The organism is Halocatena pleomorpha (genome assembly GCF_003862495.1).
GTDB classification, from domain to species: domain Archaea; phylum Halobacteriota; class Halobacteria; order Halobacteriales; family Haloarculaceae; genus Halocatena; species Halocatena pleomorpha.
The window spans coordinates 78,879-97,815 of the sequence record NZ_RRCH01000017.1; the positions used below are offsets into that span (position 1 = coordinate 78,879).

General features: G+C 58.9%; 17 protein-coding genes. 6 read left to right on the forward strand and 11 right to left on the reverse strand.

Features of this window, described 5'->3' with window-relative positions:
- The first annotated feature begins 31 nt into the window (after positions 1–31).
- On the forward strand, positions 32–430 hold the full coding sequence (gene cdd / locus EIK79_RS08550) for a cytidine deaminase (protein WP_124954704.1): 399 nt from the start codon (positions 32–34) through the stop codon (positions 428–430).
- 46 nt (positions 431–476) lie between these two features.
- Positions 477–1,292 carry a uridine phosphorylase gene (udp, locus tag EIK79_RS08555; protein ID WP_124954705.1) on the forward strand — a complete coding sequence of 272 codons (816 nt, stop codon included), beginning with the start codon at positions 477–479 and terminating at the stop codon, positions 1,290–1,292.
- Between the two features lie 3 nt (positions 1,293–1,295).
- On the opposite strand, the gene EIK79_RS08560 is transcribed toward udp, so the two are convergent.
- From EIK79_RS08560 to EIK79_RS08575, 4 genes are all read right to left on the reverse strand, one after another.
- Positions 1,296–1,634 carry a hypothetical protein gene (locus EIK79_RS08560; RefSeq protein ID WP_124954706.1) on the reverse strand — a complete coding sequence of 113 codons (339 nt, stop codon included), beginning with the start codon at positions 1,632–1,634 and terminating at the stop codon, positions 1,296–1,298.
- Positions 1,635–1,720: 86 nt separating this feature from the next.
- Positions 1,721–2,329 carry a class I SAM-dependent methyltransferase gene (locus EIK79_RS08565; protein ID WP_124954707.1) on the reverse strand — a complete coding sequence of 203 codons (609 nt, stop codon included), beginning with the start codon at positions 2,327–2,329 and terminating at the stop codon, positions 1,721–1,723.
- Positions 2,330–2,464: 135 nt separating this feature from the next.
- Positions 2,465–3,628, reverse strand: a complete 1,164-nt coding sequence (locus EIK79_RS08570; protein WP_124954708.1) for an NAD(P)/FAD-dependent oxidoreductase — start codon at positions 3,626–3,628, stop codon at positions 2,465–2,467.
- Positions 3,629–3,796: 168 nt separating this feature from the next.
- A complete protein-coding gene (locus EIK79_RS08575; RefSeq protein WP_124954709.1) occupies positions 3,797–4,327 on the reverse strand; it encodes an HTH domain-containing protein in 531 nt (176 codons plus the stop codon).
- 291 nt (positions 4,328–4,618) lie between these two features.
- On the opposite strand from EIK79_RS08575, the gene rocF reads away from it, so the two are divergent.
- Positions 4,619–5,518, forward strand: coding sequence for an arginase (gene rocF / locus EIK79_RS08580; protein WP_124954710.1), 900 nt, complete (start codon positions 4,619–4,621; stop codon positions 5,516–5,518).
- Between the two features lie 275 nt (positions 5,519–5,793).
- Here rocF and prs read toward each other — a convergent pair whose 3' ends face one another.
- Complete coding sequence (prs, locus tag EIK79_RS08585) at positions 5,794–6,639, reverse strand: ribose-phosphate diphosphokinase (RefSeq protein WP_124954711.1); 846 nt, start codon at positions 6,637–6,639, stop codon at positions 5,794–5,796.
- A gap of 39 nt (positions 6,640–6,678) precedes the next feature.
- Positions 6,679–7,521: an HVO_0234 family beta-propeller protein gene (locus tag EIK79_RS08590; protein WP_124954712.1), complete on the reverse strand. Its 843-nt coding sequence runs from the start codon at positions 7,519–7,521 to the stop codon at positions 6,679–6,681.
- Between the two features lie 638 nt (positions 7,522–8,159).
- Between EIK79_RS08590 and EIK79_RS08595 the strand changes: the two genes are divergently transcribed.
- Positions 8,160–10,361, forward strand: coding sequence for a PAS domain S-box protein (locus EIK79_RS08595; protein ID WP_124954713.1), 2,202 nt, complete (start codon positions 8,160–8,162; stop codon positions 10,359–10,361).
- 8 nt (positions 10,362–10,369) lie between these two features.
- Here the strand turns inward: EIK79_RS08595 and EIK79_RS08600 are convergent, their stop codons facing one another.
- Complete coding sequence (locus EIK79_RS08600; RefSeq protein ID WP_124954714.1) at positions 10,370–11,245, reverse strand: winged helix-turn-helix domain-containing protein; 876 nt, start codon at positions 11,243–11,245, stop codon at positions 10,370–10,372.
- Between the two features lie 217 nt (positions 11,246–11,462).
- On the opposite strand from EIK79_RS08600, the gene EIK79_RS08605 reads away from it, so the two are divergent.
- A complete protein-coding gene (locus tag EIK79_RS08605; RefSeq protein WP_124954715.1) occupies positions 11,463–12,053 on the forward strand; it encodes a 50S ribosomal protein L15e in 591 nt (196 codons plus the stop codon).
- A 247-nt stretch (positions 12,054–12,300) separates the two neighbouring features.
- Here the strand turns inward: EIK79_RS08605 and EIK79_RS08610 are convergent, their stop codons facing one another.
- From EIK79_RS08610 to EIK79_RS08625, 4 genes are all read right to left on the reverse strand, one after another.
- Positions 12,301–12,738: a hypothetical protein gene (locus EIK79_RS08610; protein ID WP_124954716.1), complete on the reverse strand. Its 438-nt coding sequence runs from the start codon at positions 12,736–12,738 to the stop codon at positions 12,301–12,303.
- A gap of 543 nt (positions 12,739–13,281) precedes the next feature.
- A complete protein-coding gene (locus EIK79_RS08615; RefSeq protein WP_124954717.1) occupies positions 13,282–14,244 on the reverse strand; it encodes a transcription initiation factor IIB in 963 nt (320 codons plus the stop codon).
- 228 nt (positions 14,245–14,472) lie between these two features.
- Positions 14,473–16,266 carry a flippase-like domain-containing protein gene (locus tag EIK79_RS08620; RefSeq protein WP_124954718.1) on the reverse strand — a complete coding sequence of 598 codons (1,794 nt, stop codon included), beginning with the start codon at positions 16,264–16,266 and terminating at the stop codon, positions 14,473–14,475.
- 84 nt (positions 16,267–16,350) lie between these two features.
- A complete protein-coding gene (locus EIK79_RS08625; RefSeq protein ID WP_124954719.1) occupies positions 16,351–18,132 on the reverse strand; it encodes a radical SAM protein in 1,782 nt (593 codons plus the stop codon).
- Positions 18,133–18,623: 491 nt separating this feature from the next.
- Here EIK79_RS08625 and EIK79_RS08630 point away from each other — a divergent pair.
- A partial coding sequence (locus tag EIK79_RS08630; RefSeq protein WP_148094138.1) for a hypothetical protein occupies positions 18,624–18,937 on the forward strand: 314 nt, incomplete at its 3' end.

The window sequence follows — 18,937 nt, forward strand, 5'->3', positions numbered from 1 at the left end:
CCACTTCGTTCTCCGCCGTGTTCGTCTTGGTATGGACGACTCTGATCTGATAAAGCAGGCAGAAACGGCACTCGATTCGGCGTACGTCCCCTACTCGGAGTACCGAGTCGGGGCGGCGATCGAAACCGATGACGGAACCGTGTTCACAGGGTGTAACATCGAGACCGCCAACTACTCGAACTCCCTGCACGCCGAAGAGATCGCAGTGGGTACCGCCGTCGCTGCAGGCCACCAGTCGTTCTCCCGGCTCGCAGTCGTCTCCAGTGCGCGCGACGGCGTGACGCCGTGTGGAATGTGTCGCCAGACGCTAGCCGAGTTCTGCAATGAGGAGCTACGGATCCTCTGTGCCGTCGAGGACGGAATCGAGGCGTACACACTCGGCGCGCTCCTCCCGGCAGCGATCTCCCGAGACACGCTCGAAAACGCGTAACCACAGGGACCGAAACGGTTGACAGGAACGGGCACGCACGGGCGGTATGGCAGACGAGACAGACGCCGTCCAGTATCATCTCGAAGTCGGACCGAACGACGTTGCCGAAACCGTGCTCCTGCCGGGGGATACCGAACGCGTTGACCGGATCATTGGAGAGTGGGACGACGCCGAGGAGGTAGCGAGCCACCGCGAGTACCGCACTGTCACGGGGACGTACGACGAAACGCCGATCTCCGTCACGTCGACCGGGATCGGAAGTCCGTCGGCGGCCATCGCTGTCGAGGAACTCGCCGCGGTCGGCGTCGAGACGTTCATCCGGGTGGGATCGTGTGGAACGATCCAGCCCGACGTGGAGATCGGTGATCTCATTATCACGAATGGAGCTGTGCGACGGGAGGGAACCAGCACCGAATACGTTCGGGACACCTACCCGGCCGTGGCCGACCACGAGGTCGTGACCGCGCTCGTGGCCGCCGCCGAACGGCTGGGATATGAGTACCATGTGGGTGTAACCGCCAGCACCGACAGCTTCTACGCGGGGCAGGGCCGCGACGGGTTCGAGGGGTTCCAATCACCCGAGGGTCGGGCGCTGTATGAGGAGCTACGGGACGTGAACGTGTTGAATTTCGAGATGGAAGCCAGCGCAATCTGTACGCTCGCGTCCATCTACGGGCTTCGCGCAGGGGCAGTCTGTACGGTCTACGCCGACCGGACGAACGAAGAGTTCCGTGTCGAGGGCCAATCACGGGCCGCCGAAACGGCCACGCTCGCAACCGCACTCTTGGCGAAGATGGACGAGACAAAGCGGGCGGCCGGAGCCGATCGGTGGCACGCCGGGTTGAGCCTCAATCTCGACTGATCGTCAGGCGGTAGCGACAACCACGAGACGGGTGGCGTCCTCGTCGTAGGGGTCCCCGTTCAGATTTCCGTACACCGACACGTTTGCAAACCCCACCCGCTCTGACAGTGTGGTCAGTTCGTACGCCGAGTACAGTCGGTGAGAGACAGTGAATTCCCGTTCCTCTTCGTCTGAGACGAGGATCCACCGGTTTTCCATCCAACTCCAGTCGTCGGGAAGATCAAGCAGAGAGAGCACTTGCTCGATCTGCGCTGGCGCTTTCTCGATCACCGCGGGGGAGAACACGTAGTCTTCGAACGCGTCCCAAAACGCCTCGTTTTCGTGCCACACTGACGGATCCATACTGTAGATTCATCTCACAGCGAGATATACGACGGTGGTCTGACACAGACATCTGTCTGATCGGAAGCTGAGAGCCATCTCGCCGTTCACGCAGTGACCACGACGGCACAGATCGCCCGGTTGCGTTCATGGAGTTCGATCGACTCGAATCCGGCAGACATGAGGACATCCACGAGTTCATTGGGGTTTTGTTTCGCGTGGTGAGTGAACCCGAAGGCGGCCGTCCCACCGGGAACCAAAACGCGCTGTAGCTCATCGAGTCCGGCGTGCACGTCTGGCCACAGCTGCATCGAGTTGACTGAAAACGCCGCCTCGAAGCTGTCGGTCTCGAACGGTAGCTCGGACGCTCGGCCGTGTCGGAGATCGACGTTGCCTGCGTCAACGGCGGTGGCGTTCCGGTCACGAGCCATCCGCACCATCACTGTCGAATGATCGACGCCGGCGACGGATCCCTCCGAAGTGGCTTGTGCGGCCATCCGGATCCCGTCACCCGGTCCGAAACCGATTTCGAGCACTCGGTCGGTCGGACGGATCGAGAGCTGCTCCAATACCCACTCGATCGTCGCGTCCTTCCCACCAGCCATCACCCAGCCGCCGAGTCGTCCCAGCAGTCCTCTTGGCTGCCCGAACGTCCGGTGTAACAACCGATCGGTGAACGACCTATCAGCTGGTGTGTCCGCCGGATCGTGAACCATGACACACATACGGTACGGAGAACCGAGAATCCATTACCGTCCTATGCTGCCGAGCCATCGGTCTCGGAATCAGATCGCTCGTGCACGACAGCTGGGGGGGAGAACAGCCCGGAGGTAGAGATCTCGTGGAGATATTTACATATCTGGCCACGCTTTCGCGGCGCGTTTGGCGCTGGTGACCCTGTTGATCCAGCGCGTAGCGATCGCTTTCTTCAGGGTTTCGGCAGCGATGCCGCCGAACGTATCGATCGGGGAGCCTATGACGTTGTTTGCGACGGCCGCGTCACCGACGGAGATGACGGTGCCTTTGTCATCGTAGGTCCACGTCGTGAGCGGTTGATCGCGCATTGTTCTCCGGACGTTCTCTCCGATGACCTCTGCTGCCTGCCACGCTGCCTGTGCAGTCGGGGGAGCAGGATCGCCGTCGACCTGATCGACGAGAGCGGTGTCACCGATGGCAAACACGCGCTCGTCGCTCGTTTGGAACGTCGAAGACGCGTGCAGCCGGTGACTGCGGTCGTCTTTCTCCAGATCGATCTCTTCGGTGCAGTCCTGACCAGTGATGCCGCCGGTCCAGAGCAACACGTCGTAGTCGAGTTCTGTCTCGTCACCGATGTACACCGTCTCCTCGTCGACTTCGGTGATGAACTCGCCAGTCTTGATGTTGATCCCTCGATCGGAGAGCATTTTCGTGAGTTTGCCTTGGACCTCGGGATCGCCCGGCGGGTAAACGCTGTCCAGTCCCTCAACGAGGTAAATGTCTAGCGGTGCTCGGTACTGATCGCGGAACATCGCAATCTCGCCCGCGCTCTGGATGCCGGACAGCCCGGCACCGCCAACGACGACCGACGCGGGATCGGTCCGGGAAGCCTCCTTGGCAGCTGACTTGATGTCGTCGTGGATCAATAACGCGTCTTGGAGGCTTTTCAATGTGTGTGAATGCTGTTTCAGCCCGTCGATGCCGAAAAACGCGGTTCGAGAGCCGATACCGACCACACAGTAGTCGTACTCGACCGTCGAACCGTCGTCGAGGTGGATCGTGCGCTCGTCCGGATCGAGCGTCGTTACCGTCCCCTGAATGAACTCCGTATCACTGCTTTTGATCTCGTTGATCGGGATCGAAACCTTCCGTTGCAGCTCCGGGTCGCGGATACAGCGGTGGACTTCGTGGAGAACGAGGTGGTGGTCGACATCCGAAATCCACGTGATATCCGCTCGATTGCTGATCTCCTGTTCTAAACTCTTGATCGCGCCCGCGCCGGCATACCCAGAACCGAGGACGACAACGTCTTCCGTCATGTGTCCTGGTCTGCTTTCCTGAGATACAAAGGCTTTGAAACGCATTTGCAGATTCGACCCGTGCACAGTTCCGTGACACAGCCGATACCGCCTGATAAACGGGGAGAGCCGCTGCTGACAGTCACACCACCAGAGAGCCACGTCAACAGCGGGAGCAGGCTACCGGAGTCAGTGGTCTGGCTCGCTCACTGGGGCTTCCATCGTCGACGTTGAGACGATCAAAACGTTGTCGGTCTCGTCTTTGCCGTCGACTGTGCCTTCGATCTGGAGTTTCGATCGGGGGGTCGGTCCGATCGTCACGTCGTCCCCGTCGTGGAACCGCTTGATGGAGCCGTGAAGTCGGATCTCCGCTCGGCAGAGATCTGGGTGATGAACGCTCGTCAGATCGATCTCCTGAACGTTCGCGTCGACATGCTCGCCGTTGTGGAACAGCGGTACGTTCGCCGGCTCATCGAGATCCTGTACCCCGAGGGCTTCATATGCGTTGGCTGTCGGTTTGTACCCGCCTTTCGGTCCCGGAACACCCTCAACAAGCTGGAGCGCCTTGAGGCTCTGCATCTGATTGCGGATGGTACCGGGGTTTCGATTGACACCATCAGCGATGTCTTCGCCTTTGACCGCGCGCTCGCTCTGTCCATACAGGTTGATTAGCTCCCGAAGGATGTCTTTTTGGCTAGTCGTGAGCTCGATTGACGACATGCTGGACAATTTGATACCGCCTTTGATAAGTCTCGCGGTGAGCTAGCTCCGTTGTCCAACGTGCTGTTTGTTTCAGATGCACATCTCGGTCCCGACAGCGCGTGTCCGCCACCTGTTGTGCTCATCGATCGCATAGGCGGCAGGAAGATCCCGACGTGACCGGCAGGGAATCATAGAGCAACTCCGAAGAGGGATCGGACACGGTGCGAGCCGGACGCGTGATCCCCGTCTGCGCTGCGCGAGCGTTCCACGATCGAGACCCATATATCACACACACGAATAGCGCAACACATGACACGACCGATTCGTGCCATCGGTGTCCCGATGGATCTCGGAGCGGACCGGCGGGGCGTCGACATGGGCCCCTCAGCGATTCGGTACGCCGGACTGGCCGACGCGCTCACCGAGCTCGGCTATGAGTACACAGACATCGGTGATCTCGACGTAACGCGTCCCGAACTGGGCGACCCGGACAGCGTCCAACCGTCGACCGGCCGGGCGAAATATCTCGCGGAGATCCGGGAACTGTGCGTCAATCTCGAAGCGACAGTCGCTGAAACAGTCGCAGACGGTACGGTGCCGATCGTGCTCGGTGGAGACCACTCGATCGCCATCGGCTCCGTCCGCGGAAGCGCGCGCAGCGGCGACATCGGTGTGGTCTGGTTCGATGCCCACGGGGATTTCAACACCCCCGAAACAACACCGAGCGGAAACGTCCACGGCATGCCGCTGGCTGCTGTACTCGGACACGGCAGCTTCGCAACCCTCGACTGGGCACCCGCGTCCATCGATCCCGAAAACGTCGCACTCGTTGGGATCCGAAACCTCGATGACGCCGAACGCGAGGCCCTCCGCGACAGTGGCGTGACTGTGTTCACCATGAGCGACATCGATGAACGCGGCGCGACAGCCGTCACCGAAGCAGCGCTCTCGGTCGCTGACGCACCGGATGGCGTCCACGTCAGCCTTGATCTGGACTGGCTCGATCCGCGGGAAGCGCCCGGCGTCGGAACGCCTGTTCGCGGCGGTGTTACCTACCGTGAGGCACACGCCGCGATGGAAACGATCGACGAGACGAAACTCCGATCGATCGGACTCGTCGAAGTGAACCCCATCCTCGATGACCATAACCAAACAGCCGAGCTTGCCGTCGAACTCACCGCCAGCGCGCTCGGTAAGGCGATCCTCTGAGCCACACCTATCCCGATTTGAAGTTCTACTTCCCCCCTTCCACCCTACATAATTTAATAAATAATAGAAAATATTAAATTATATCGGATGTATAATACACTTGCATGGCAACGACATGTGATGCATGCGGTGGAACGATTCAGGGATCGGAATCAAACTGTTCGACACACGGCAGCAAGTATCATCAGGGGTGCTCGTGTCCACGGTGCTAGGGGACGTTTTCGTAATGCAGCGGGTCGCGTGTTCGAACGCATTTTCCGCGTGAAAGCCGGCTTTCACAGCGCATCAGCGATCGCCGGAGCGACACTGACAGTGGTGGCGCTCCGTTCGATGGTGTCGGTGCCGAAAACGGCTTCGACACCGGCGTCTGCGAGTTTGGTCTGCGCGTTGCCGGCGAGCATCGGGTGGACGCAGACGGCAAACACGCGGGCGACGCTGTCTGCTCGCAGGTGGTCGATCGCCTTGCTCATCGTGGATCCGGTGGCGATGATGTCGTCGGTGACGATCACGTCCCGACCAGTCACATCGGTTTCACTCGGCTTGAGTTCGACCGCGCCGGTGTCGCGGTCGCGGGTCTTCTCGAAGTAATCGGTTTCACCGGCGCCGTAGGCGTCCCGAACGGTGCCAGCGAGGTCGGTCGCCCCCTCGTCGGGGGCGAGAAACAGTGGCTTTGTGAGATTATCGGGGAGTGGATCAGCGAGCAGGTGCGCGCCGTCGATGATGTCACACGGAACGCCGAAGAAGTCTCGTACGTGGGTTTCGTGGGGCGTGACGGTGAGCACCCGATCCGTGTTCGTCGAGATGGCTTGTGCGACGGCCCGGGCAGAGACGGGCTCGCCCGCCGTAAACGCCGCGTCTTGCCGGGCATACCCCATGTAAGGAAGCACGGTGATAACCTCCTCTGCGAATTGACTGGCGATCTCCTGTAGCTGCAGGAGTTCGATGTGAGACTCAGCAGAGACGGTCGAACAAACGATGACGGCTCGGTCGTCTTTCGACGCAACGCGAACCTTGAATTCTCCATCAGCAAACCGAGTCGTCTGCGGAACAGCGAGCGAGTCGTTCGTCTGGGCCGCGAGCGCAGCGGCAAGGGACTGCGCCGTCGATCCGGGTAGTATCATGGTTGTGGAGTACAGAGCGGCAGTTAAACCGGTTTTCGTTCACGGCACAACGATCCCAGAGACAGCCGGCAGTCCGAGTGATCGCGCACGCCATTCGTCCTCAGATTCGACGAGGAACGTCCCATCGACCGTCACCGCGTACGTCGACTCGCCGTACGCGATGCCGGCGATCCGTTCGGGTGTCGGAAGCGCCACCCGTTCCCATTGTTCGCTTGATTCCGGCCGTTTCGAACGGACGAATACCCCCTCGTCGGTCCCCACGTGAACGCGGTTCCCGTCGCTTGCAAGGCAGTGTACCGACTTCTCGAACGCGGGCTCCCACCCGTTTTCGAGCCGGTACAGTCCGGTCTCCGTCCCAGCCAGTGGCGTCCCGGCCACGGAAACGTCCCGAACGTCTTCCAGTCCGACCGACGAGAGACTCTCATTCTCGACGCGGTACACACCCGCGTCAGTTGCTACCAGTGGACCGGCGAACGCGTTGACCTCCGGAACATCGGAATCAGTCCCCTCCACGCGGAGATCACGCCACGTCCCATCGGTGTGTCGTGCGATCCGAGTCGGACCGGCAGCGACGAGTCCATCGGAAAACCCGACTGCGCTTACTGGGTTCCGTTCGGTTGCCTGCTGCTGGTCCGTCTGCGAACGGAATCCCGTCGCAACGAAGTCCCCATCGCGCCAGACGAGCACAGCCGTTTCGGTCCCGACAGCTATCCGTCCCCCCGCGGTGGCGATGTCGGTAGCGGTACACTGATGAACCAATTCGAACCCGCCAACCAAACCACCAGAACACTCGACGCGAGCGATACCGAGTCCGGTAGCGACGAACACGTCGGTTTTCCCGGTCGATGTATCGAACACCCGCTTTTCTTCGATACTACTCATACGTTCGGTCACGAACCCGACAGCCGTACCTATTCCGATAAAGATATCGACATACCGACGCAAACGAGGTCCTGACGTACCCGGATCGTCAGTAACGATGATCAGCACGGTCGTTTATTACCCACACTACCAATAAGAAGAAAATAACGAATGGTGATACTTTCTCTGCAATGCCGTAAGTGATTTTACGGCCGGCTTGGAATCGAAACCTCGTGTGAGCAGGACTCGCTGCCTTACTCCGACCGTCGAATCGTCCATACGCGCGAGGACTGTGGAGAACGTTCTCGGTCGGGACCGGAGGACGGATCCGGGTCGGACCACACCAGCCGAACGCCGTTGTAACCGGGACACACGCTCGAACAAGACCGCCGTTTCAGCAGGATCGAGGGTAGGTTCGGACAGGAGGTGGCGGCTACACAGCTCGTGGAACAGACGGCTTCCAGCGGGTCCACTATCGTTCGCATCATTGTACCGAATGAGACTGTACTGTGTACACCGAACGTCGGAGGACGGAACAGATTCGACGGGCGCTGCCCTCGACACCAGCCGTCGATCGATCGGAACAGGGAACCGACTGCAAATCCTCCGGTTTCGATGTCTGAGGGTTCTATGCTAGCAGGGATGGAAGGATACCAACGATGGGTGAGTCGATAAGCGTTCTTATCGTCGATGATGATCCCGTGGGAGCGAACGCGACAGCGCTCTCTCTCGAACGTGTCGATGGGAAGATCAGCGCAACCACGGCGGGAACTCGGGATCTCTCGAAAACGCTTACCGGGAGTCGGGTTGACTGTCTCGTCTGTGCACACGACCGATCGGGGATCGACGCCATCGCAGTTCGTGAGCGGATACGACGTGACTATGGAACCCCAGATGTCCCGTTTGTTCTGTTCACCGACAGCGAATCGACAGAGCTACTCAGCCGAGCGATCACTGCCGGCGTCTCGGAGTACGTAAAACGAACGCCAGATGACGACTGTTACAGAAAGCTTGCTAAGCGAATTCGAAACGTAGTTTCGAGTGATCCGCCCGTCCACTGGCAACAGAGATCTCCCGCTCAGGCAAGCGGACAGCTCTCACCGATGGACGACATTACCCTCCGTCGGCTCGCTGAATCAAATCTGATCGGGGTGTTCCTCACCCGTGATCTCGAATTCGAGTACGTCAACCAAGAGCTGGCGGAGATATTCGGCTATTCGAGGACGGAGTTGGTGACTGAGCTGTCGGTTCCGGATATCGTGTACGAAGACGACCGACCGCACTTCATCGAACACCTCCAACGGCGGGAGTGGAACCTTATCGATGATCCGTTACACACGTTTCGTGGAACCCGAAAAGACGAAACGCTGATTCACGTCGAGGTTCGCAGCGACCGGATCAACACGACGGGCACCTCTGTAGTGCTCGGGCTTCTTACAGACGTTACCCCTCGAAAGCGCCGGGAAAAGGAGCTGAAACGCTATCGATCGCTCGTGAACACTGCCGGCGACATCGTGTACGCATTGGACGCGAACGGGCGGTTCACGTTCGTCAACGACATGGGTCTCCATCTGACGGGCTACTCTCGTGAGGAAATCATCGGGAAACACGCCTCGCTGGTGCTCGACGATCAAGCGATCTCCGACGGTAAGGCCCACATTCAAGAGTTACTCGACAACGACGCCAAAACCCGGATGAGCAAATCCTACGAGATCGCCTTGACGACCGCAGACGGATCGACGCTGCCGTGTGAAACGAACATCACGCTACTCACGCACAACGGGACGTTCAACGGAACAGTCGGCGTCGTTCGAGACGTTTCAAAACAGCAAGATCTTAAGGCGGAACTTCGAGACGAACGCGATCAGTTCGCCGCCCTGTTCGAGAACATCACAGAACCAACCGTGCAGTACGTCATGAAAGACGGTGCACCGCACATCGAGGCGGTCAACACGGCGTTCGAGAACGTGTTTGGCTACTCTCAAGAGGAAGTCGTCAGTCGATCGCTCGACGCTGTTATTCTACCGAGCGGCCAAGAAACCCAAGCGAATGCACTCAACGAACACGTCACTCGTGGCGATCAGATCGAAGTGGAGGTGACGCGGGAGACGAAAGACGGGCTTCGGACGTTCCGTCTCTCAACCGCACAGATGTCCGTGGGCGCCGATCCGGACAGGGGATACGCGATCTATCAAGACGTTACGGATCAAAAGCGCCGCCAGAACGAACTTGAACGACAGAACAAGCGACTTGAGGAGTTCGCCAGCGTGGTGTCACACGATCTCCGACAGCCCCTCGGAATCGCGTCGGGAAAGCTCAGCATCGTTCAGGAACGCCACGATTCGCGGCATCTGGACGACATCAACGACGCGCTGCAGCGGATGGAGTCGCTCATCGAAAACGTGTTGACGCTCGCACGGCAGGGGAAAATCGTCAGTACGCCGACGCCGACTGACCTTGCTACCGTCGTACGAAAGGCGTGGGAGATGGCCGGCAGCGAACAGGGAGAGCTCGCTATCGAAGGACCGCTGGCAGAGATCGACGCCGACAGCCAACGCTTACAAGAACTGTTCGAAAACCTGTTCCGGAACGCGATCGAACACTGTCGGCCGGATGTCGTTGTCACTGTGGGGATGCTCGGAACCGCCGGATTTTACGTCGAGGACGACGGTCCCGGAATCCCACCTGAAAAAAGAGAACGGGTGTTCGATCGGGGGTACTCGACCGCCGAGGAGGGAACCGGACTTGGTCTCGTTATCGTCAAAACAATCGTTGAAGCACACGGCTGGTCGATCAGTGTCACAGAGGGCCGGACCGGCGGCGCGCGCTTCGAGATCGAAGAGCCGTCACCGTTTCAGTGAGTGTACGATCACGATCGATCGACGTGACGGACTGTCAGATCCGCGTCGAGATCGATCGAGAGCGTCTCGTCATCGAGCGGGATCGTGACGCGCAGCTGCCATGGGTCCTCTGCGAGCACCGTTGTTCGATCGTCGCTGACACACCAGTCGAACCGCCAGTACGGCGTACTGGAGAGATCGATACCGTGGTCGTTGTGGAACGCGACGACATCAGACTGATCGAGGAGACTCAACCCGATCGCGGAACAGAGGTCGTGGTTGCACTGCACACAGACGTGTTCGGCGCGCAGCCCGACACCCAAACAGCACGATCCCTCTCGAACGATCGTCGTCTCCATCCGGCCGGCACACGCCGGACAAACCCCATCAGCGGCTAAACAGTAGACGTGACGAACACGCTGATCGAAGGCGGTGAGTAGCTCATCACGAGACCGATCGTTGAGTCCACCCGGCGGAAACGGATACGTGCCGTGCCCTCGCCCACACTCCGGACAGCCGATCGAAAGCTGTTCGTCCTCATACCGCGCTCGCAGCGATCCACTACACCGCGTGCACGGCGAATCGACGGTGAACGGTTCAACGTGGGGATGTTCGTTGAACGATCCCGAAAGGACCGCCTGAACGACGCGCTCGCCTGCGCTCCGGAGATCGTACCCCCGGTCGGTCCGAGCGACGAACTGTCCTGTGAGTTTATCGAGGTGATAGTTGAACTGCGCGCTGTCGCGCATCCCGACCCGTTTGCGAAGCCGCGAGAACCGCACCGGCCGATCGTCGGTGGCCCACAGCGCCTTGAGAATCGAAAGCCGCGTCTCGTTACCCACGATCGAGAACGCCTCCGCCGGCGCGAGCCGATTCTCATTCACCTGAATGTCCGCTCTGCTCATGATACCAGTATTACCGTTCTACCAGCTAAAGTGTTCTCTCAAACAGATTTCTGTAATTAGGATTATGACTCAGTAGCTGCGGTCCGAAGCTGCTAAGTGCGAACCGAGCGAAACATCGGTATCTCGCTGGCTGTGACGGGCACCAGTGGGCACCTGTCTGAACAGGTCGGGATGTGACCGCAACGGTTGAACCATACGACGCCCGTCGGTGATCGAAATGGCACGGAGTTTCTACTCACACATCCGTGAGGCATGGCAGTCTCCCGAAGACGGGAAACTGGCGGAGCTGCAGTGGCAACGCCAGCAGGAATGGCGCGAACAAGGTGCGATCGAGCGGATCGAGCGCCCGACTCGGCTCGATAAGGCCCGTTCGCTCGGCTACAAGGCAAAACAGGGCGTCGTCGTCGTGCGGGTGAGTGTCCGCAAGGGTGGCGCTCGCAAACAACGGTTTACCGCCGGCCGGCGCTCGAAACGGCAGGGGGTCAACCCAATCACACGCCGGAAGAACCTCCAGCGCATCGCAGAAGAGCGCGCACAACGCAAATACCGGAATCTACGAACGCTTAACTCCTACTGGGTGGGAGAGGATGGTTCACAGAAGTGGTTCGAGGCGATCCTGCTCGATCCGGAGCACGGCGCGATCCAAGCCGACGACGATCTCAACTGGATCTGTGACGACACCCAAAAGAGCCGGGCGTTCCACGGGACGACCAGCGCAGGGCAGCGCGGACGCGGACTCAGACAGCGCGGCAAAGGAACTGAACACACCCGTCCGAGTATCCGAAGCGACGACGGACGAGGCAAGTAAGGAACCCACCGTTACCGATATTGTTTTCGATACCGATTATTTTGAGACCCCAATTGTCGGATTCACGCCCGTCCGCAGAACGCGAAGCGTTCTGCTGTGCGAACGAGACGCATCGCGTCTCGTCAACGCCGTAAACGGCGGGAGTCTCTCCTTGAAGGAAGATAGCGACGGCTCGCGACGACGGCACCAATAAATACAGTAGTCAGAAAAGATCAGACACCGGATGTTTATGCGTCAAATTCACCCGTCAGTACATCTGCTGTCGATACATCTTGCTCGATGGTTTGCCGAGAACGCCGTTCGAATCGACAGTATCCGTTATCTTGTTCGCCGCGTCTGCGATGTCCGAAACATCACTATCGGTCGCACTCTCGAGGACGTTGGTCGGATCAATAACGTTGATATTATCAGTCCCCTTGAATGACTTCCCTGAAACCGTCTCACCTTTCACCTCGATGGACATGGTTTGTCCCGCCTCCATGTCGTGGTTCGTTAGCATGTCAAACACACTAACGAGTACGCCAGAGGTTTCATCATTAACTTGGTACATCTGGGCGTTCGAAGCTGGTGTTCCATTGACCAAGACGGTCAACGTCTCGATCTCGTCGGTAACGAGTTCCGTAAACGAGAGCGAGAGGTACTTATTAGCCGGTACGAGGTCATCAGCGGTGAGATCGATCGTCATCGTCGTAGTCGTGGACGAGGATTTCGCGGCTGCACTGGTGCTAAACGTACCGAATCCGGCAGTGGCAGCTCCCGTTACGCCAACTAGTTGTAAGAATGTCCGTCGTGTGTTATCTGTTGATTGTTCGTTCTTAACCATTTCGTTGGTTGTTACACCCACCAGTATGGTATCTCGATAGGGTAAAAACCCTTTTTGTTATGATGTATTACCCGGGCGGATTATTTTACTGTGCAATACAGTTATATGAAATTAGGCCACAAAACGGAGCCATATAAAACAAGTATCTGAGCCTCTCTATCCCCAATATAGCGTGTGGTATGCGAAAGCATTAATCATCAGATAGTCAACTACATGTTTAAAAAGGAAATACCATCAGTGATTTGTGATAAATATCTGTTCAATAACGACAGATAAAATCGGGTTTTGAGGATCAGTACACATATTTTCTAGATCATAGAATCCCCCACACCGCATCAAAAAATAAATATCAATTTGAAAGAGAAAGCTGTCGGGAAGATAGAGCGGCGGCCGACCGATGTGATATTACGCTGGTAGATCCTGTTCGGCTTCGAGCAGTTCGTGGTACCGATTACGAATCGTGACTTCGGAGATGTCAGCGACTTCGCTGACGGCTGCTTGTGTCGTCTTCTCGTTCGTGAGGAGAGCAGCAGCGTACACCGCGGCAGCAGCCAATCCGACCGGGCTTTTCCCTGAATGAACGCCTTGTTCTTTGGCGCTGCGAAGGAGTTGGCGCGCTCTGTTTTCGGCCTCATCAGAGAGACCGAGCGACGACGCAAACCGTGGCACGTAGCTTTCGGGATCGGCTGGTTTGACTTCGAGACCGAGTTCTCGGACGACGTACCGGTAGGTGCGTGCGATCTCGCTTTTCTCAACGCGAGACACGTCGGATATCTCGTCGAGGCTCCGTGGAACTCCTGCCTGCCGTGCAGCGGCGTACACGGCGGACGTTGCGACCCCCTCGATCGAGCGCCCCGGCAGGAGATTCTCGTCGAGTGCGCGTCGGTAGATCACTGACGCGGTCTCGCGCACGGTTTCGGGCAGACCGAGCGCTGAACTCATGCGGTCGATCTCGCCAAGTGCCTGTTTCAGATTACGCTCTTTGGAGTCCCGTGTCCGGAACCGCTCGTTCCACTTGCGCAGCCGCTGCATCTTCGCGCGTTGACGAGACCCAAGCGAGTTGCCGTAGGCGTCCTTATCGCGCCAGTCGATGTTTGTCGACAACCCCTTGTCGTGCATCATGTTGGTCGTCGGGGCACCGACGCGGGACTTCTTGTCCTTCTCGGTGGCGTCGAACGCTCGCCATTCCGGTCCACGGTCGATCTCGTCCGTCTCGACGACCAGCCCACACTCTATACAAACCGTCTCACCGTGTTCGCTGTCCGTTGCGAGTTTGCCACCACACTCCGGACAGTTTACCGTCTCTCCTGTGTCCTCCGTCTCCTGTTCCTCTGTACGTTCTCGGATTCGCGTGTTCGAATCGCTCATGATGAGGGCGGGTGCTATCCGGGCAGACCACTCCCCGAAACCCCCGGATGTCCGCTCAGTACTTTTTATATTCGGTCGAAACCTTCTTAACCGTTCCGGTATCTACTGTACGGGATATACACTCACTACGACGGAACAGGAGTTCATTTGTTCCTCCGTTGACCCGCAATACCGACCGAATCGAGCGATCAATGTTTTGCGCTCGGTTACACGTCAGGTAGATCGGGATCAATCCGTTTCGCTCGGTTGGATCTCTCGACTCTCCTTGACGGCGGTGGTGAGCGAGACGTTCAACACGAATGTTGAGACGATGCCACCGACCACCGTCATGACGTTCTTGACAGCATGATCGACGGTCGCAGCTGCGAACGCGGTTGGACCGACGACTGGTGTGAACACGACAACGATGATCGAAAACGCGGCTTCGTACAGTCCGACGCCGTTGGGCGAGAGCGGAAGCACCTTTGCGAGATTACCGACGCTCACAGCGAAAAAGCCGACGGCGATGAACGTCGTTAACGCGAGATCGATGTCGAAGGCGGCGAAGACGAACAGCGCCGTCACGACATCAAGCGTCCAGATGGCGATGCTACTCACACCGACCCGAACGAACGCACTCGGAGAGTTGGTCACGGTTTGGATGTCGCCAGCAAACCGTTCGACTGCGCTTGCCATGTGGTCGGCGTAGGTGTCGGAACTGGCGGCCGTGATCGCGGATCGGATGTAATTCCGGTCGGATCGCGCACTCAGAATGATGGCGAACGTGGCGATGATCGCCGCCACGCCGACACCGAACGCGACAATGAGCGCAGTACGACCGCTTTGCGATCCGTTCTGGAACACCGACCCGAGCTGCCACACGTCGACGCTCGAAACAGCCAACCCGAGAAACACGACTGCTGAGAGAACAGTGATCGTGAGAAGATCGAACACGCGCTCGACGGCGAGCGACGCGAAACCAGAGGCGTATGGGATCTCCCGACGCATTTTCACTACGTACGCACGAACGGCGTCACCGATCCGCGCAGGGATGACGAGATTGCCGGTTTGACTGATGAACACCGCTCCCGTGAGGAACCACGTGTTTTCAGTGTATCCTTGCTCTCTGAGGATATCGCGGTACCGCATTCCACGGAGCGGCCACGAGAAGAGATACACAACCGCTCCGCCGGCGAGATACCACGGATTCGCCTGCTGCATCTCATTGATGACTTCGGTTGGATCGATGTAAACGGACATGAGCGCGATGGCTGCCACGACGAGCAACACACCCCCCACGATGGTCACGCCCCGAGTGATGCGGGGCTGGACGGTGAACGCCCACCAACACCGGAGGATCTGACTCCCCATCCCGGCGAGATCCCGGATGAGATCGACTTTCGTGTCCTCGATAGGCTCCCAGTCGACAGCGAACTCCTTAACGCGATATCCCTGTCGTTGGGCGTGTACCAACACCTCAGTGTCCCAAAACCAGTGTTCGTCTTCGACGGTATCGAGCACGGAAAACAGCACCGTTCGATCGAAGGCTTTGAACCCACACTGGTGATCGCGGAGTTCGGAGCTGAGTAACTGTCTGACGAGCCAGTTGAACCCGCGGCTCGGAAGGCTGCGTTTGACGGGTCGGTCAGCGACCGATCCTGGAATCCACCGGGAGCCGGTTGCGACATCGTACTCTCCGGAGCGAACGCTCTCGACCAGCTCCTGAAGGTGGGACATATCAGTCGCAAGATCTGTATCGAAATAGACGAGCGTATCGCCGTTCGAGCGCCGAAACGCGTATTCCAGCGCTCGCCCGCGCCCGAGACGGGTGTCGCTGTGAACGTGTCGGACTGCGTCCGTCTCGTCTGCCATGCGCGCAGCGATTTCCGGTGTAGCGTCATCACATCCATCCTCCGCGACGATCACCTCGTAGCTCCCGTTCGGAAGAAACGAGGCGAGCGTATCAAGCGTCGTCCGCACCGTGTGCTCGATTTGGGTCTCCTCGTTGTACGCGGGGAGGACGACACTCACCTCAGTACTCATTGCTGTGTGGTGCAGCACACTTCCTAAAGAGCATTCCGCATTAGGGCCAGTCGCATCCGAACCGATATCACTTCGTTCGGACGATCAAGACGACGTTTCTTCACCGGTTCGATCGACGGTCGTGAAGTCGTGAACGTCGATATCGAGGTCACCAGTGGCGTCGTCGATCGAGGAGTAAGGACGGTTCACGACGATCGTTCCGGCTCGGCTCCGTCCGACCCCCGGAACCGCAGTCAGCTCATCCATCGAGGCGCTATTGAGGTCAAGCGGGTACGGAACGCCGGTGACTGACCGGTAGCCGTGGTCCGTGATCGCAACGTCGATCGAACGACCCAGCTGGCGTTCGCCCGGCACTGCGACGAGCAGTGGATACGTGCCGAGCTGGCGACCGAACGTCTTTCCGTCCTTGTGATACTCCAAATGAACATCCGGCAGACGAGTCCCTCGGGGAGCGACCCGTTCGAGCATTGGATTGTCGATTTCCTCCCGCACCGTCTGTTTATACTGTTTGAACTGTCGCTTGTGGTCGTGGGCGATCTCAGCGCCTGTATCGCTCATCTCAGTGCCATCGAAGGCCATCACTTGCCGGATGTTCACCCGTCTGACCATCAGCCCCGCGTCGTACACCTTGTGGAGAAAGTTTAGGTTGTGCTCGTACGTCTCCTCGCGCTCGCCTTTTAGTCCATGCAAGAGGTTGATACCGGGGAGCAGCTTTGGCAGGCGTTCGGCCTGTGTCCCGTGTGTTGGCCCGCCGCCGGGCGATTCGCCGGGTCGCCAGCCGCCGGCCTCGTTCACGATTTTCACTGCTTTGAAACATTCCTCCGCGCTCACGTTGAGGTTGTTCTCCTCCTGTACGACCGGATCAGCGCTTTCGAGTCCGAACGCGGCCGTATCCCCCGGCGTGTTGTGCTCAGCGATGATCTGAATTCCCTCCCGAGCCAGTTCAGGCCAGTTCACGATCGTGATCGGGTTCATGTTGTCGAGGTGGATCGTTCGCGGCCCATCCTCAGGGATCGCCGCACGGATGCCGCCGTACAGCGAACGGAGCGCGTCGGGGTTGGGCCGTTCGCCGTCACCACCGTACGCGAGGATGTCCGCCTGACGGCCGAGTCGGAAGTGGCGCAGTCCGTGGTCGACGAGCGCCTCGACTTCGCTCACGACGGTTTCGGGCGGGCGGAACGTCGGGTTTCCGTACAGCGGCTCCGTGCAGAACGAACAGCGGTACGGACAGCCCCGGCCGGTTTCGAGCTCTGCGATGAGGTAGCCGGGGTGGTTGGGGTGGCTTTCGACGACGAACGCGCCCTTGCTGGCCCAGCGGGTGACCTCCTCGGTCTCTCGGATGCGGTTGCCAAAGCCCTCCAGCCCGTTCGTCACGAGGTCGTACGCAGCGGCCTCGATGTCGCCTTTCGCAACGAAATCGTAGTCGAGATCGTCGCGTTCGGTGTCGGTTGCTCCCTCGTTTTGGGAGCCGACACCGAATCGGACCGGGCCGCCGACGAGCGTCGTGCCGGTCGCGGTCCACGCCATCCGACGGACTTCCTCCGGTTCTGCCGGTGTCCCACCCACGTAGTTTCCGGGAACGGTCATGCCGCCGACGTAGATGAACAGATCGGCGGTTTCGATGTCCTCGCGGCGGGACGGATCATCCCGGAGCGCGTCGATGGTGTGGTAGGTGATCCGTTCTTTTGGAACGCCAGCGTCGACGAGCGCGCCAGCGGTGTAGCGCGGATACGTAGAGATGTACGGCGGAACGCCGAAATGCGCCGGCTCGTCGACGTAGCCGTCCACGATCGTTACGTCGAGTGTCGCCGGACTACGTCCGACTGCTTGAGGGGCGTCGTGTCCCTCTGTCGCCGGGTCGGTCATACGAATACGGAGAAGGTCAGCGCGTAAAACGGTGTTCCGTTGGGACCGATCCAAACAGTTGGTGCGATAATGACAATGAATTGTTATTCATGATTCGTTCTATCTCTCAGCATCTCTCAGCGTTGTGGTGTTAATGAGCCGGATGTCGGCCACTGGTCGCAGCGTAGCACCGTTCCAGCAGATTCACCGAGACGCTTCTGTAACAATATACGTTACATCAGTACCTTTATGAGTGATGGGGTAACGAACGGTAAATGGGGACGCCAGCCACGAGACGGTGCGCGTTCATTGAAACGCGCCGGGTGTAGAAGGCACCCGACGCTGGGGTCCTCATTGCAAGAACGACCCATGATTGGGAACGCAACAGAGACATGTAACGGTGTCGAATCGTATCAGAAACGTGACCAGCGTACGCGCTGTCGGAACTGTGGCCGTCCGATTCGGTCGCGGCACGCGCATCGGGTGGGGTGTCCATTACTGGAGGGCCGCCGATGACATTGCCAGTGTTTCAGTTCTGGGATCGGCTTGGTGAGTCGGTGAACATCTCGACCCTCGACGATCGAGAACGGATCTCGAAGGCTGAGCTGTACTACGTGATGGACGTGGGGACAGGAGTGTGGTGTAAGCCCTGTCGCAGCACGGGCTGTGCGCACGCCACCCAGATCGAGGAGATTCTAGCAACTGCCGGGCTTGGCCGGTCACAGGTGGCGTACGACGACCTACCCGGCATTGCGAACATCACGCGGTATGAGGCGACGGGCGAGCTGGTCACCACCGGCTGGTTCGACAATGGTGGCCGCGTGCG

Excerpts from the sequence above, each read along its gene's own strand:
- cdd (WP_124954704.1), top strand. The coding sequence starts at position 32 with ATGGACGACTCTGATCTGATAAAGCAGGCAGAAACGGCACTCGATTCG.
- EIK79_RS08560 (WP_124954706.1), bottom strand. The coding sequence starts at position 1,634 with ATGGATCCGTCAGTGTGGCACGAAAACGAGGCGTTTTGGGACGCGTTC.
- EIK79_RS08620 (WP_124954718.1), bottom strand. The coding sequence starts at position 16,266 with ATGAGTACTGAGGTGAGTGTCGTCCTCCCCGCGTACAACGAGGAGACC.
- EIK79_RS08600 (WP_124954714.1), bottom strand. The coding sequence starts at position 11,245 with ATGAGCAGAGCGGACATTCAGGTGAATGAGAATCGGCTCGCGCCGGCG.
- EIK79_RS08605 (WP_124954715.1), top strand. The coding sequence starts at position 11,463 with ATGGCACGGAGTTTCTACTCACACATCCGTGAGGCATGGCAGTCTCCC.
- EIK79_RS08615 (WP_124954717.1), bottom strand. The coding sequence starts at position 14,244 with ATGAGCGATTCGAACACGCGAATCCGAGAACGTACAGAGGAACAGGAG.
- EIK79_RS08565 (WP_124954707.1), bottom strand. The coding sequence starts at position 2,329 with ATGGTTCACGATCCGGCGGACACACCAGCTGATAGGTCGTTCACCGAT.
- EIK79_RS08610 (WP_124954716.1), bottom strand. The coding sequence starts at position 12,738 with ATGACGATCGATCTCACCGCTGATGACCTCGTACCGGCTAATAAGTAC.
- EIK79_RS08570 (WP_124954708.1), bottom strand. The coding sequence starts at position 3,628 with ATGACGGAAGACGTTGTCGTCCTCGGTTCTGGGTATGCCGGCGCGGGC.
- EIK79_RS08590 (WP_124954712.1), bottom strand. The coding sequence starts at position 7,521 with ATGAGTAGTATCGAAGAAAAGCGGGTGTTCGATACATCGACCGGGAAA.
- EIK79_RS08595 (WP_124954713.1), top strand. The coding sequence starts at position 8,160 with ATGGGTGAGTCGATAAGCGTTCTTATCGTCGATGATGATCCCGTGGGA.
- prs (WP_124954711.1), bottom strand. The coding sequence starts at position 6,639 with ATGATACTACCCGGATCGACGGCGCAGTCCCTTGCCGCTGCGCTCGCG.
- rocF (WP_124954710.1), top strand. The coding sequence starts at position 4,619 with ATGACACGACCGATTCGTGCCATCGGTGTCCCGATGGATCTCGGAGCG.
- udp (WP_124954705.1), top strand. The coding sequence starts at position 477 with ATGGCAGACGAGACAGACGCCGTCCAGTATCATCTCGAAGTCGGACCG.
- EIK79_RS08575 (WP_124954709.1), bottom strand. The coding sequence starts at position 4,327 with ATGTCGTCAATCGAGCTCACGACTAGCCAAAAAGACATCCTTCGGGAG.
- EIK79_RS08625 (WP_124954719.1), bottom strand. The coding sequence starts at position 18,132 with ATGACCGACCCGGCGACAGAGGGACACGACGCCCCTCAAGCAGTCGGA.